The 14,893-nt window shown below is 40.3% G+C and carries 10 protein-coding genes; 4 read left to right on the top strand and 6 right to left on the bottom strand.

What is annotated here, in order from left to right; all coding sequences use genetic code 11:
• Positions 1-37 precede the first annotated feature (37 nt).
• The 6 genes from ACFSQ3_RS04790 to ACFSQ3_RS04765 all read right to left on the bottom strand — a co-directional run bounded on the left by ACFSQ3_RS04790 (position 38) and on the right by ACFSQ3_RS04765 (position 7,479).
• A complete protein-coding gene (locus ACFSQ3_RS04790; RefSeq protein ID WP_380868011.1) occupies positions 38-463 on the bottom strand; it encodes a hypothetical protein in 426 nt (141 codons plus the stop codon).
• Between the two features lie 27 nt (positions 464-490).
• Positions 491-1,027 (bottom strand): DUF1573 domain-containing protein, encoded by a 537-nt coding sequence (locus tag ACFSQ3_RS04785; protein ID WP_380868009.1) that lies wholly within the window; start codon positions 1,025-1,027, stop codon positions 491-493.
• 19 nt (positions 1,028-1,046) lie between these two features.
• Positions 1,047-3,851 (bottom strand): tetratricopeptide repeat protein, encoded by a 2,805-nt coding sequence (locus ACFSQ3_RS04780; protein WP_380868008.1) that lies wholly within the window; start codon positions 3,849-3,851, stop codon positions 1,047-1,049.
• 1 nt (position 3,852) lies between these two features.
• Positions 3,853-5,277 carry a glycosyltransferase family 2 protein gene (locus ACFSQ3_RS04775; RefSeq protein ID WP_380868006.1) on the bottom strand — a complete coding sequence of 475 codons (1,425 nt, stop codon included), beginning with the start codon at positions 5,275-5,277 and terminating at the stop codon, positions 3,853-3,855.
• 7 nt (positions 5,278-5,284) lie between these two features.
• Complete coding sequence (locus ACFSQ3_RS04770) at positions 5,285-6,445, bottom strand: HEAT repeat domain-containing protein (RefSeq protein ID WP_380868004.1); 1,161 nt, start codon at positions 6,443-6,445, stop codon at positions 5,285-5,287.
• Between the two features lie 182 nt (positions 6,446-6,627).
• Complete coding sequence (locus tag ACFSQ3_RS04765) at positions 6,628-7,479, bottom strand: helix-turn-helix domain-containing protein (protein WP_380868003.1); 852 nt, start codon at positions 7,477-7,479, stop codon at positions 6,628-6,630.
• A gap of 981 nt (positions 7,480-8,460) precedes the next feature.
• Here ACFSQ3_RS04765 and ACFSQ3_RS04760 point away from each other — a divergent pair.
• The 4 genes from ACFSQ3_RS04760 to ACFSQ3_RS04745 all read left to right on the top strand — a co-directional run bounded on the left by ACFSQ3_RS04760 (position 8,461) and on the right by ACFSQ3_RS04745 (position 14,892).
• Entirely contained in the window at positions 8,461-9,051 is a 591-nt protein-coding gene (locus tag ACFSQ3_RS04760) for an RNA polymerase sigma factor (RefSeq protein ID WP_380868001.1), read from the top strand.
• 71 nt (positions 9,052-9,122) lie between these two features.
• Positions 9,123-10,124, top strand: a complete 1,002-nt coding sequence (locus ACFSQ3_RS04755) for a FecR family protein (protein WP_380867999.1) — start codon at positions 9,123-9,125, stop codon at positions 10,122-10,124.
• A 35-nt stretch (positions 10,125-10,159) separates the two neighbouring features.
• Positions 10,160-13,504, top strand: a complete 3,345-nt coding sequence (locus ACFSQ3_RS04750) for a SusC/RagA family TonB-linked outer membrane protein (protein WP_380867998.1) — start codon at positions 10,160-10,162, stop codon at positions 13,502-13,504.
• A gap of 8 nt (positions 13,505-13,512) precedes the next feature.
• Positions 13,513-14,892, top strand: coding sequence for a RagB/SusD family nutrient uptake outer membrane protein (locus ACFSQ3_RS04745; protein ID WP_380867997.1), 1,380 nt, complete (start codon positions 13,513-13,515; stop codon positions 14,890-14,892).
• Position 14,893: the final 1 nt, after the last annotated feature.

Raw genomic sequence — 14,893 nt, 5'->3', positions numbered from 1 at the left:
ATTTCGTTTTCAATCTCGCGCCAACTAATAAGGCGCGTTAATTGGATCTTAGCACGAGTATAGATAAATACACGATGCATAATAGAAAAATCAAACCTACTGACGCAGTTATATATGGGTGAACAGGTTTTAATGATGTTTTTTTCAGTGCGAAATACAGCTTTCCTCTTTTTGATGACTCAAAGTCTTGCAGCGCTTGCAAGTCGTTAATCTCTACCACAACGTCTTTTGCTTTTGTCAACTCACTACGCAAGCGCATCAATGCATATTGCGTAGTGAGTAAGCTTACCTCATTCCCTTCAAAGTTATACCTTGAAAGAAATCTATTCATGGCGACATCCAAACCTTCTTCCAATATTAGCGGAGCATCCGGACATTGGGTGGCAATTAGTTGATCTAAGTCTCGCTCTATTTTGTCTAGTGCATAAAAAACTTTTCTTGAATCGTAAACAGGTAATTGCATGGAAATAGTTATTGAGTTAGCGTATCATCAGGGATCAGCAAGCTCATTATTGTCCACGTAGTAACCTCTGTCGTTATCATCCCCATCTACCAATCGGCGTACCCCACTTGTTTTTTTGGCTTGGGCCTGATACAATTCTTCGTAATCTTTCGTATAGTGGTTATCTGGCACTACATGGATATCAAATATGAGTTCCTCACTCTCCTTTGCAAAATTACCATATAATGTAATATAGTGCTTCACATATCCAATATTTTTTGCGCTGTTGTAAGTTAATGATAGTGCGCGTTCTTTTCCCGGCGGAATGCTAAAGAGTTTATCGCCGCCATTAATTTCTAAACATCCGCAACTAGGAATGATATCCGTTACCAATAGCGGGTTCTCACCTGTGTTCTTTATCTGGAAAGAGATCTGCTTTTTTTGTCCCGCAAGAATTGGGAAATAATGGCGATCATTATCCATGATTTGTGCGGTAGTTTTCTTCTCCGCAATATTCATACACGACGCCAGCAATACAATGCTGGCTATCATGTAACCCAATTTAAATCGATTTATATTCATCATATTATCTTTTGACCTTCGCTTAAAATGAAACATTAACCTGGAAGTAAGCATTGTATAAATTTCTGAAAGCATTTTCTGAAACCTCGGTGTCTCGGCGGAAATTGTACCAGCTACCGATAATGGACGCGTGCACGTTACGGGTCAAAGAGCGGCCAATACCCGCGCCCACCATGGTATTAAACACGTTAAAACTGTTGGTTAACTGGTAATCTATCAGATCGACATCAGGCGAGTTACCTACGCTACTCAACACCATCAAGTAATTTTTAGGGTTGTTCATGAAATATTGTCCTCGGAAAAACACACTGTATAGGTAATTGCTGTTCAAAGCAAAGTTGCTCAGTTTGGCAGATAACCGAAAGTCTTCGAGTTCTTTAGTTGCTCCAATATTGAGATTGTATAGGTGGTCACCCGAAAAGAAATATCGATGTCCAATTCCCAGTTCACCTTCCCAAGTTGGTTTCCATTGATAGAATGCTGCGGCATTTACCATCGTTTTAGCGAAGAAATTGTTGGATAATCCGACATCAAATTTAGTGGAGAATTTTTCTGTCCATGGTTTCGTCCATTCCACCTGTCCCTGAATGCCTTTGCCTTGTTCGCGACCCGCATAATTTACCCGCGCAGCATAAATTCCTTTCTTACCGATCCGTGTATATTCCGCAGAGGAGATGGACGTCACGGTATAATCTTCCCCAAAACGTGCTCTTAGGTGTGAAATGCCAAAAACGTTTTGGTAAGATCGTTGACTCAAATAGGTAAGGTGTTGCTTGAAATCATTAACCTCCAAAGGACTAGGCTCATAGAACTGCTGATAAACGTAAGCAGAATCGTATTGTTTAAGGCCTTCGTATGCCAATCCTTTCAGGTAAAGTAGTTCCTTATTTTTAGGATCATAATGTAGCGTAGTGTCTAGGTGCTCCAGTGCTAATGAGTGCTCTTTATTGTCGATTAAATCTTGCGCATAGGTTTCTGTAATGCCCACAAAAGTATTTTGCAACGGAAGATGATAAGGACGCTGCTGAAGATTCTGATGCAGCAATTTCCAGACATCTGCCCGCTGAGCAGGGTCTTGTCCCAAAGCTTCTGCAAGTTTCATCTGAAAATTGATATCATTAGGATGATAGGATTGAGCTTCTTTCGCTATATCCAGCATCGCCATATAATCTTTTCTTTGGTAGTGGTTATTGATCAAATAAAGTAAGGCTAGCTTATTTTTCGGATCTATTTCTAACCAGCTTTTCAAACTCTCTTTTGCTTCGTCTAACTCGTAGTTATCATTTTGATTTTTTATAATAACTGTCATCAGTTCTCCGAATCCGCTTACATACCGATCGCGATCTTCGCTTGGAACATTTTTTAGGGCCTTTTGGTAGGACGCAACAGCTTGTTCGTTGTTACCCAGCTTTGCATACAAATCCGCTTTCTTCACTTCTAAATCCGGATTGTTGGGGTCGTCTAAAAGCATTTCATCCAGTGTTGATATCGCTTGTGCTAAGCGGTTGTCACTTACGTAAGCGTTATACAGACCCTGTCTAGCAACGCGGTAGCTCTCTTTATCGCTGCTATTTTTCAAGATTTCTTTCCAATGCGCTATTGCACCCGAATATTGCCCATCCTGCATATCATTTTTTGCACGTTGCAACTGAATTGCTAGCATAGACTCCCTTAGGTCGCTATCATTTGGGTATTTTGCGGCAAGCGTTTCGGTCAATGTATTCACCTTTCCCTGATTATCCATCCGCTTGTACAGCATCAGTTCTTGAAGCTCCAATTCCTTACGGTTTCCAGCAGAGCGCCTGTGCCGCAACAATATTTGCAGCGCTTCCTCATATTGTTGCTTAGCGATTAAATCGTTAAAGACAATCGAATAGGCTTCTTTGTTGCCCGGAGATGTTTGCAGGATTTTGCCGTACAATGTGGTAGGTTCATTGTTGCGGGCCTGTCTGGCAGCATCAAGTAAAATGTAATTGTATTGGCTTTTCCATGCCGAATTTCTACCTTTGGATTGTTCGTCCAAGTATTTAAGAATTTCCGGATAGCGCTGCTGGTGTTCTAGAATAGCAATTTTTTTCTGCGCGAAAGCAGAATTTGCTGGGAAAGTATTGATTCCTCGTTCGGTAACGGTTAATGCATTTCCATAATCACCCGCCTTAATATAGCTATCGATTAATGATAGATAAGAATCTGGGTGTTTTGGTTGCTCCTCAATAGATGCCTTTGACAATTCGATGGATGCATCCAATTTTCCTTGTTTGTATAGCGATTGCGCTTGCTGTGTAGCAGCATAAGCCAAATCCTTTTGTATCTGTTCGTCTTCTGGATAGATTTGTGCCATACGTTTCAATAATCTATCCGCCTCCACTTGATTGTCGAGACCGCGATAAAGCTCAATCTTTCTCCTCCATAAATCCTTACCATAAGGATTTGCTTCTAAAAGTTCATTGATATAGCAGATCGCGCTAGAATAACGTTTGGTTTGCGTTTCCACCGTAATCAACATTTGTTTTGTTTCCACATTATTTGGGGCATCAGCCAAAGATTTTACCAATTCGTACCTTGCTTTATTATAATCACGACGATGTAAATAGTACTTACCTATTAACATACGCATATCGGAGTCATTTGGATTTTTTTCCAACTGTTGTTGTGCTTTTGCTTTACCCTCGTCCCATTTATTATTTTGATACAATTTATTAATAGAGAGTACTGTTTTGATGTGCTCTTCGGCAGGTGTTGTATTTTGTGCTACCAATTTTTCGGGTACACTAATGGCAAATATTAGTGCTCCGAAAAGCAGAGCACAGGTATGTTTGTAGCGCATATTATATGGTTTTTGCTTTACTGTTAGGGGAGAAACCTTTTCGGGTCATTTTTCCCCACTTGAAATCTTTTTTGACGATATATTGGATGTATCCACGAAGTGTAAATACCACAACTAACGGATGATACAATACAGCTTCGAATGCTGATACGAAAACGATTTTCGCATATTCAGAAAAGTTTTTGTACCATTTCTTCAGCAAGAGATCGACGGAAACTGTTAAGATCGACACGGATAATCCTACGAGGTAGGCGTATGATAACATCAACCAAAATGTGTCGTAATTGACTTTATCGGTAATAACCAATGAAAGGAGAAATACTAAACCACAAATCTCGATAATAGGTGCTAAAAATTCGAATAGCAAGATGTATGGCATCACGACGAATCCTAAGCGACCGTATTTCGGATTGAAAAGGAACTTTCTATGATCAATGATGAATTGTAGCATACCGCGACCCCATCGAGTTCTTTGACGGTTAAGCACGCGTAAGCTCGGAGGTCCTTCTGTCCAGCAACAGGTATATGGGCACTGAACAATGCGGTACTTGCGTTTATTCTCGCGCATATAGGCAATCATTCTGACCGTCATGTCCATATCTTCTGCATGAGAAGCCGAGTCAAATCCACCGCTATTGATAACTACATTTTTATCAAATAGTCCAAATCCGCCAGATACATTTGGGATAACGTTAGCCAAGGATAAGCCCATTTTTGCAACTAGATATGAACGTAGATATTCTACTTCCTGAAACAATGGAATGAAGTCCGATGGCGGGCGAACGCGCTCGATCTTTCCGTTCTTGATTTCACAGCCGTTCACCATCCGCATCGTCGCGCCAACGGCGATTACATGCTCTTCCGAACTCAATACTGGTAAAATTACTTTAGTCAAGGTATCAGGAGCGAGGATACAATCAATATCGGTATTGATAAAATAATCGTAAGCCGCAACATTTACTCCAGCGTTCATCGCGTCGGCCTTCGTACCTCCGTTTTCCTTGTCAACAACAACCAGTTTGCTAAATTCTGGATTCGTCGATTTTAAAATACGCTTCACATTCTTACAGTACACTTTGTACACGTAATAGTAAGGCACTTCTTTAAGCTCAAATTTCTCGATCATCAAATCCAGCGTCTTGTCCTTACTACCATCGTTGACAATAACAACCTCAAACTTGGGATAGTCAAGATTAAGCAACGAACGAACACTATCTTCGATAATAACTTCCTCATTATAAGCAGGTGCTACAATAGATATACCAGGCGCTTCTTGTGGAAATTTTTTCAAATAATCTTCCTCATGCTGGGCATATCGGTGTCTGTAACGCACGGTATTGATGTAGCTCATTACCATCAAGAGCAAGTAAAATAATACCAGCCCGGTGGCGTAGAAATAAATTAGGTATTGAAAGAAATACGTCATAACAATTTTAAAAAGTTAACAATGAATTTTCAGCGAATACCTGATTGATAATCGTCTCTTCTTCGACTCCGCCTTCTGCGCTTAAGCGGTTTAGGGCTTGCTTGCCTTCCTCTCCATATTGCTTAATAGCGCGAACGATCGTGATTTTGAAATAGTTGTCCTCGGTGTTCTCATAACTTTCCAGCAGGAACTGAAGCGAGTTATCACTTTTGATGATTCCAAGTGTTTCGATGATTGCCTGCCGAACTCTATTGGATTCCAAGACGTAGCGAACCATTAAAGTAGGTACAGCGGCGTCATAACCGAGTGTTCCAAGTGTGTAAACGATTTGAGCACGCACTTTTCGGTTTTCGTGTACATCGAGCAAGCGAACTAAATTTGGCGCACATTCTTGCTGATTGAAGAAGCCGATCTCGCGAATGATGAATGCGATATATTTATTGTTTTTCGATGTTGTAATCCATCTTAGCAAATTTGGTAAACCGCCTTCTTTTGAACGTTTGACTAAAGATGCGTGCAATCTTACCTTATCGAGCTGATCAAACGACTCGTCGAAGTTTTCCTCCATAAACCGAAAAGGATGATAATCCTCCTGGTCGGTATAGATGCTCCGCGCCGCTTTTCTCAGATGCTTGTCACTATGGTAAATCGATTTAGATAATAGACCAACGTTTAAACCGGCATCTAATGAAGCCATTTTTTGCAAAGCTACTTTGCGCTTGATGCTGTCGCCCGCTTTGATCCTTTTCTCCCAAAATTGAGCTAAACCAAACACTTCTAAACAATGACGATAGTTGGTAAAGTTCAGGCTATCATCATCCTTGATCTGTTCTCTAACTGCAATGAGCACGTCCGTAATGATCTCCCGCTGCCAATTTTCTGACTTGTTAGCTGTAAAATCAAGTAGTTGTTGCACGGCTGCTACCGAGTATGTTTTTTCTTGCGTGATGATATAATGAAACTTCTCCTTATAGCGCGTTTCCATGCGCTCATACCGTTTTTCGTAACGGTAAATGCGATATCCAATCCTAAGTAATCGAATGATACCAAAAATGACTAAGGCAGAAAGAAAAATGACCATCACCAAAGTCATTCTAAAAACGAAAGGGTATCCATTGTACATCGAGTATAAGTAACTCATGTAGTACATGTAATAATCTGTGTTCATATTGTATTAATTTTTGAATTCCCAAAACTCATACATTGGAAATAATAATGTGTCTTGTTTTCAACCTTAAATCCTAGCCAAGCAATTTGATACATTTGATTTTTCCGTGAAACGAAAGTTTAAAATGTTGAAATACAGCTTTTTGTGCTTTTGTTTTTCGTATGCTTTTATTGTTCGTTTATCTAAACCAATTGATGATTTTTGAGATATTGCTTGCGAAATTCATGCGGTGAACAAGCGTATATTGAAAAGAAATTTCGGTAAAATGAAGATCGGGATTTGAACCCCGACACGGCGCTCAGTCCATCGATCGTATAGTTAAAGTCATCTTGTTTAAGTTCATCAGCAGCAAAAGTGATTCGTTGCACATTGATAAAACCATTTACGCTTTCGTCATATATCTCCTTAATAATTGCGGAAACATGATAGCGCGGTATGTTTAGCAATTTGATTAATCGATCGGCATTCATATCTGGATCCAGATAAAGTTGTTTGTCTATAAAGTCCTTCAACTCCAAGTGGTATTTCTGATATTGGTCGTTGCTAAACTTGTAATGAGAATGTGGGTTGAGCAGTATTTCTTCGGAATTTTTTTTCGCGTTATTAACAGCAATTGTACTTAACGATATAGATCTTGCTGTGGAGATTTTGAGCTTTAGGACTAATGCAGATGTGGTCGTGAATAGAATAAATATGTAAATGATCGAATAAAGATATTGTGCATTTACGGACGTCATGTTGTCATGTGAATAGCTTATAAAGACAAAAAGAAGTATTAAAGAGGATGCGGGAAATAAAATGGTAAAACTTTTAATCCGCAACATTACTGCTGGTCGCAATGCATTGTCATAAAGTTTAATAGCAATCAAAAGGAAGTGGGTAAAATATAGTTCTAAGCCAATTACCTGAATAACGAAGGTGTAACTGTCTGCATATTTGTATCGCCACTCGGGGATAACTAGTAGTCCTACATAACTAGCTAACGCCAATACAAATGGGACAAAGTTTATTGCATGTTTCCAATTAATAGACATATTCATACTCATCCTGAAAATCAGGTAGTAGCACGGACTGTAAAGAAGAGTTAATAAAAGAGGTGCAACAAAATAGATCCCTATAGGATTAAAAAGATAGAGGCTGAGCAAGCTGCTGGCGTGCAATAATAAAATCGATAAAAGAAGTTTAAATGTTTTTTTTACTTTAAGATTTCGTAGCTTCTTTACTAAGAAAAAACCCAAATAAATTATAAGTAGCAAAGCTACTGCGAGCATTATATTAATAGACATAGTTGCTTTTCAATAGAGTATCGAATGGTCAAAGAACCTAATCAAGTCATTCGAAAGTTTTGACATCCGGCTCAAAGTTTAGATACTTTGATGCCATTTTCTAGCGCAGTAGAAGATGCCAGTAGAATGCTACCCCTTGCCCAAAAAGAATGCCAGCAAGGGAATATTTTTTCGGACATTTCGATATTGTAGTTGAATTCCGACAATAAAAAATTCTTCATTTTTATTGTCGGAAATTTCCTTTAATAAGTATTTTAAACGAGTTTTAACAAAGGATTGAATTTTTAAACAAACACACGATGCTGTTCCAAGTGGCTGTTAAAAAATACGTTATATAGATAGCTGATTCATTTATTATTCAGGAAACGAAATGAATTGCGGAGAATTTTCAGCTATTGATTTTGATGAATAACACAAACTATAGTCAGATCTAGCTTTGGAACTTAAAATATGTTAAAACAGCAATCGAGAATATCTTCCAAATTTCGATCGTTGCTGATTTAAGTGTTCTCAAGATAAAATTTTGCAATCCGCTTACGGGAGAATTGTAATGCGATTGCACTTGCCAGGTGGTACATCGTTTTAAAATAACTATTGGTTGATGTCTACAGTAAGATATTGTCGAAGCCACTATCAAATTTTAACACAAGATGTATCTACTTATTATTATCATTTTGATAATAATTGTCTACATTTATTTGTTTTTTAATACTTGAAAGCGCGAATAAGTTGAATAATCGTTGGGCGGAGTTGGCGGATAGTGAACTTGTGGTTTTGATCAACAAGGGAGATAGCCGTGCGTTCGACGAGCTTTTTCTCCGACATAAGCGAACATTGTATCGCCACGCATATCGAATGATTCCTGACACGGAATTGTGCAATGATATTTTGCAAGATGTCTTTCTGAGCCTATGGGCAAAGCGTGGGAAATGGAAATTGCAAACCACACCATTAGCATATTTGTATCATGCGATTCGCAACAAGATCCTCGATCATATTAGTCATGAAAAAGTTGTCGCTCGATACATGGATGAATTGATCGATTTCGGTAAGCAAGGTCAATGTTTTACTGAGGATTATCTGCTCGAGCGAGAACTTTTAGCACTCATCGAAGAAAAGAAAGCTGATTTGCCCAAACGAACTAAGGAAATCTTCGAACTAAACAAAGAACAGCATCTAACTTATAAAGAAATAGCAGATAAATTAGCTATTTCAGAGCATACTGCCAAGAAACAGGTGCATAATGCGTTGCGGTATTTGCGCGCGAAACTCACTTTATTGCTCTTTTTTACTTTTTTGTTGTTTTTTCTGCTTTTTTAGTACTCCCTTTCTCGGCCTTTCCCGTCATATCAGTAACTAGCCGCCAGCAATGACGGAAACACCTACCTGATATGAATAAGGAAGAAATCGAGCAATTGCTCAAACGATACCGCAATGGCGAGACGTTAAGCGAATCAGAAATGCGCTGGATGCACAGTTTCTACTTGTATAAAGCAAAACGCTCGAAGCACATTGTTGATGATCTGACACTTCAGGAAAATCTATCGATCGTCGAATCAGCTATTAAAAGTAGAACCGCCCGCTCAAATAAGTTTAGAAGAATTTACCAGATTACGGCTGCTGCTGCATCCTTGCTAGCCATTCTTTCCTTTGGATATTATTTGGCTATTGGCGGTTTCCGTCAGGAAAGCGAATTGACATTAGCGAATGGACAAATGAGGCAGATCGTTTTAGAAGATGGGACCAAAATTATGCTGAATGCATCCAGTAAGTTGATTTACCCAAAATCATTTGCGGATGCAGAAAATCGGGAAGTAACACTGATCGGTGAAGCATTTTTTGATGTGGCAAAAAATTTAGAAAAGCCATTCTTAATTCACACGCCGCGGATGGAGATTCGCGTGCTTGGTACGGCGTTTAACGTACGCGATTACAAGGAAGATAAGGATGCGGAAACTTCCCTAGTTCGAGGTAAAGTAGAAATCTGGAAATCGGACAGCGAAGACAAAAAGTTTGTCCTAAGTCCAAAACAGAAATTTGTTTTACATGAAGAAACTCATCCGCAGAACGACCAAAACTCCTTCGCGAAGAAAAAGGTTCATGTCGCGGTAAATATCCAACCTTTTCATATTTCAGAACAAGATGGAAATGCGGTGGAAACGGAATGGATGGTCAAACGGGTGACGATCAAAGATGAAACGCTATCGCAAATTGCGCTTCGCTTGGAGCGAATGTATGGCGTTAAAATCACCATTCATAACAAGCAAGCGGCAGGGCAGACTTATTCAGCAACCTTCGACGACGAAAAAATTGACGATGTGCTAAAGGCGCTGCAAATGGTAACGCCTTTTAAATATCAAAGAAACGATAACGGCCACATAGAAATCAACTAGCAACAACAAGCAATACCAGTACCCCAAACAACATTATGAATATAAAACTACCTAAACTGACGAAAACGGCGAGGCTCGCTCTGCTGTTTTCCTGTCTCAGCACGCTCGATGTGTCGGGATTCGCCTATTCTCAAACGGAAAAAATAGATATCTCTATTCGAGGAGGCAAACTAGAAGACGTCTTTAATACGATCAATGCGAATAGCAAGTATAAGATGTTTTTCAGCAAAAATATGTTGCCGAACAAAACGGTAAATGTCGTGGGCAAACAACTTTCGGTAAAAGAAGTTCTGGGTCGATCGCTGCAAGGCAGTAACCTAACGTGGCAACTGATGGACAATGATATTATCGCTATTAAGCAGCAAGCCAATCAGCAGACGCGCGTTAGTGGACAAGTGGTCAATGAAAATGGTGATCCATTGGCTGGCGTGTCGATCCTTATCAAGGATTATCGAAAATTGGACTACCGCAATGTTCAAACAAGTACGGCAACAGATGCAAACGGTATTTGGGGCATGCTTGTGCCGAATGCCGACGTGACTTTAGTTTTTTCTTTTTTAGGCTATCAAAATGTGGAAGTTAGTGCGAAGCAATTGATAGGAAATTCCGAGCCAATTCGCTTACAACCGGAGAAAGGAAGCTTGGAGGAAGTTGTTGTGATCGGTTATGGAACAACCACGCGCCGACTAAATACTGGTTCGGTGGCTTCCATTACGGCAAAAGATATCGAAACGCAACCTGTAGGTAACCCACTTGCTGCATTGTCCGGTCGGATGGCGGGCGTTTTGATCGCGCAAAATAATGGTGTACCGGGGAGTGCGGTGCAAATTCAGATTCGAAATCAGGCTTCTTTGAGCGGTACGACCTCCGGATCTATCCCGCTTTATGTGATAGACGGTGTACCATTCACAAACTTTAATGGCGGTGCACCGGCAACAGATAACTTAAATTCCTTTGGAATTTCTGGTGCTTCCGGCGGACTGAGTCCGTTCGGTATGATTAATCCAGCCGATATCGAACGTATTGATGTGTTGAAAGATGCGGATGCAACGGCCATTTACGGTAGTCGCGGCGCGAACGGTGTAGTTTTAATCACCACGAAGAAAGGAAAATCGGGACGTACGCGTGTTGGCGTTAATTTCAATACCGGGATTACGGAAGTAAATCGATTTATTCCGATGTTAGGTTTAGAAGATTATTTATCATTACGTCGAGAAGCTTTTGCGAATGACGGCGTCACGCCTACTGCCGCTAATGCACCCGATCTCACCGTTTGGGATCAAAACGCTTCGACGGATTGGCAACGCAAATTGATTGGTAATACGGGCCAAATCACAGATGTCCAAGGTAACCTTTCTGGAGGAAATGAATACACGCGCTTCTTTTTCAATTCGGGTTACCGTAAAGAAAGCACCGTTTTCTATGGTGAAAGTGGCAATAATCGATTTACATCGCGCTTGAACTTAGATCATAGTTCGGCAGATAAGAAATTCAATGCTGCGTTGTCCGTAAGTTATGCCAATGATCAGTCGAACATGCCGACATCCGATGTCACTTCGCTTTACAATTTGCCACCGAACTATCCGATCTACAACGAAGACGGTACGTATTTTTGGTTGCCATCATCTTTTCAAATGAATAACCCCATCGCGATGTTGGATCGAAAATATATTGGCAAAACCAATAACTTGATCTCGAATGCCAATTTAACGTACAAGATTTTGCCGGGATTAACCGCAAAGACTAACTTTGGTTATACCATTACGCAGTTGACTCAGAATAATCAAACACCGTCGACCAGCGTAAACAATACGAACGCCAACGCAACGCGAACCAATTTATTCGGTGTATCTTCTTTCTCGAATACCAAAGCGCAAAACTGGATTATTGAGCCAACATTAGATTATGTGAAGAACATCGGGCAAGGTAAACTGACCGCTTTAGTGGGAACAAGTTTCCAACAAAATTCATCTGCTTCGCAAAGTGTCAACGGAACAAATTACAGTAATGATGCATTGCTGGGAGCTATCAATGCCGCCGGAATGCTAACTGCGAACAACAATTTGGTTTACTATAAATACAACGCACTATTCGGAAAAGTAAATTACGAGTGGAATGAGAAGTACTTGTTTAATGGTACATTTCGTCGTGATGGATCATCCCGATTCGGGCCTAAAAATCGCTTCGGTAATTTTGGTGCAGTAGGTTTGGGTTGGGTATTCTCGAAAGAGGATTTCGTAGCAAACAACGTCGATTTCCTGAGTTTTGGTAAAATCCGGGGAAGTTTCGGTACTACCGGGAACGACCAAATATCCAATTACCTTTATCTGCAATTGTACTCTCCAACTACGCCGTATTTAGGAAATGCGACAATGAATTTAGTTACGCTTCCCAACGAGTTTATTCAATGGGAAACAACCCAGAAGTTAGAATTTGCGATGGATCTGGGTTTTTTGAAAGACCGGATTTTGCTAACAGCAAATTACTTTAGAAATCGATCTGGCAATCAAATTACAAACGCCGCTATGCCAACACAAGTTGGGTATAATAGTTATGCGACAAACCTTCCCGCAGTTATACAAAATACAGGATTAGAATTAGAATTAAATGCTACTAATATTACTACTCCGGAATTTACTTGGAAAACCTCAGCCAACTTCACTTTCTACCAAAACAAACTGTTAGAATTCCCCAATTTGGAGCGATCATTTTATGCAAGCAGTTACATCGTTGGCGAGCAAATTAATCTAATTCGCCTTTATAATTATTTAGGAGTCGATCAAGCAACAGGACAAGCTAGATACGAAGATCGTAATGGCGACGGAGTGATTACGCCGGATGACCGTTATGTAGCGGATATAGGCACGCCTTTTTACGGAGGTTTTAATAATACGTTTTCTTACAAGGGATTTGAGTTAGGTGTGTTTTTTCAATTTAACCACCGCTTTGGCGTAACTAAAATTTTGAATACGAGGCCGGGCGCGATGATCAATCAAAATGATTATTGGTTAGGTCGTTGGACACCGGAAAACGATCAGTCGGACATTCCTGGAGCAACAGCAAATCCTGGTTCTTCAATATATAATTCTTACAATCAATATACTAACTCAAATGCGATGTATGGAGATGCATCCTACATCAAGTTACGCTCGGTTAACTTGTCCTATCAACTTCCAACCAGCTGGATATCTAAAGCTAGAATGTCGAATTGTAGTGTATTTGTGCAAGGACAAAACCTTTTTACTTGGGCTAAAAACAAATATGTACTAGATACAGAAACCACTGTGCAAGGTGGTCCATCGGGATTAGGAACGGGAACAATAGCGCAAGTTCTGCCTCCGTTGCGAACGATTGTTTTTGGATTTAACTGTCAATTTTAATAGCTATCATGAAAAAGATTATCAATATATATACACTGGCAGTAGCATTTATTTCAACGTCGATGCTATCTACATCCTGCGAAAAATTCGTGGAATTAGGGGCGCCGCCAACGCAAGTTTTGCTAGAAGATGCATTCCGTACCGATGCGTCTGCTAGGAGTGTAGTCCTTGGATTATACGTTTCGACAGTAAATAGTAATATTTCGGGAACAACTACCTTCTATGCTGGAATGTCGGCCGATGATTTACAATATAATGGTTCTGACGCGAGCTTAGCGGAATTTGCGAATAATGGCTTGCTGAACACCAATAGTTACGTGAACAATTTGTGGGCAAGCTTATATCAACTTATCAAGAACACGAATAATAGCGTGGTGGGTTTGGAACGCTCGAATACGCTTACGCCAGCTGTAAAAGATCAATTGCTCGGCGAAGCCAAATTCATGCGTGCTTATGCATATTTACAACTCGTCAATCTATACGGAGCAGTTCCATTGCATTTGAAAAGTGATTTAGACGTATTTGAGGAAGTCGATTTGGAAAGATCTGCCGTTGACCAAGTGTATAATCAAATTGTCGTTGATCTAACAGATGCAGAAAACAAACTGGCAACCGCTTATGAAGGCACTTTCCGAGCGCGTGTAAACAAACATGCGGCGAGTGCATTGCTCGCTCGCGTTTATCTTTATTTGGGAGATTACGAAAAAGCCGAAACCTTCTCCTCGAAGGTATTAGCTTCGAGTGAATATAGCTTGCCCGCTCCGACATCAAACTTCATCAACGATAGCAGAGAAACTATTTTTCAGTTAGCTAACCTAACTGGCTTTACCACTTTTGGCGCAAATTACATTACAGCGCCAACAATTTCTCCGATTTATTCCTTACCTGCGCGCGTATTCAATAGTTTCGAAACTGCGCCTAATGTGGATCTGCGCAAGACAAATTGGGTCGCTCCAAAAATGGTTTCCGGAACGCAATATTATGCAATCACAAAGTACAAAGTTTCTGCTGGAACAGGTAATGAGTATCATGTGGTTTTGCGCTTGGCCGAACAATATTTGATTCGCGCCGAAGCGAGAGCAAATCGTAACAATTTAAGTGGTTCAAAGGCAGATGTAGACGCCGTGCGCACTCGAGCAGGGCTTACAGGAATTAGCAACGATTTGACGCAAACGCAGATGCTGGCGGCTATTGAAACGGAAAGATTGCATGAATTTTTCGGAGAATATGCGCATCGCTGGATGGATCTGAAGCGAACGAACCGAGCAACAGCTATCCTGTCGCCGATCAAACCTAACTGGCAAACAACGGATATATTGTTCCCGATTCCCAACGCACAGATTTTGATTAACGGGAAGCTAACGCAAAATCCTGGATACGAAGATTAAT

This window comes from Sphingobacterium corticis, assembly GCF_042684745.1.
Lineage (GTDB): Bacteria > Bacteroidota > Bacteroidia > Sphingobacteriales > Sphingobacteriaceae > Sphingobacterium > Sphingobacterium corticis.
This window is presented reverse-complemented; position numbering and strand designations above follow the sequence as displayed.

What these genes read in the sequence shown, in the direction of transcription:
- ACFSQ3_RS04765 (WP_380868003.1), bottom strand. Translation starts at nt 7,479, where the DNA reads ATGTCTATTAATTGGAAACATGCAATAAACTTTGTCCCATTTGTATTG.
- ACFSQ3_RS04750 (WP_380867998.1), top strand. Translation starts at nt 10,160, where the DNA reads ATGAATATAAAACTACCTAAACTGACGAAAACGGCGAGGCTCGCTCTG.
- ACFSQ3_RS04790 (WP_380868011.1), bottom strand. Translation starts at nt 463, where the DNA reads ATGCAATTACCTGTTTACGATTCAAGAAAAGTTTTTTATGCACTAGAC.
- ACFSQ3_RS04770 (WP_380868004.1), bottom strand. Translation starts at nt 6,445, where the DNA reads ATGAACACAGATTATTACATGTACTACATGAGTTACTTATACTCGATG.
- ACFSQ3_RS04780 (WP_380868008.1), bottom strand. Translation starts at nt 3,851, where the DNA reads ATGCGCTACAAACATACCTGTGCTCTGCTTTTCGGAGCACTAATATTT.
- ACFSQ3_RS04785 (WP_380868009.1), bottom strand. Translation starts at nt 1,027, where the DNA reads ATGATGAATATAAATCGATTTAAATTGGGTTACATGATAGCCAGCATT.
- ACFSQ3_RS04745 (WP_380867997.1), top strand. Translation starts at nt 13,513, where the DNA reads ATGAAAAAGATTATCAATATATATACACTGGCAGTAGCATTTATTTCA.
- ACFSQ3_RS04775 (WP_380868006.1), bottom strand. Translation starts at nt 5,277, where the DNA reads ATGACGTATTTCTTTCAATACCTAATTTATTTCTACGCCACCGGGCTG.
- ACFSQ3_RS04755 (WP_380867999.1), top strand. Translation starts at nt 9,123, where the DNA reads ATGAATAAGGAAGAAATCGAGCAATTGCTCAAACGATACCGCAATGGC.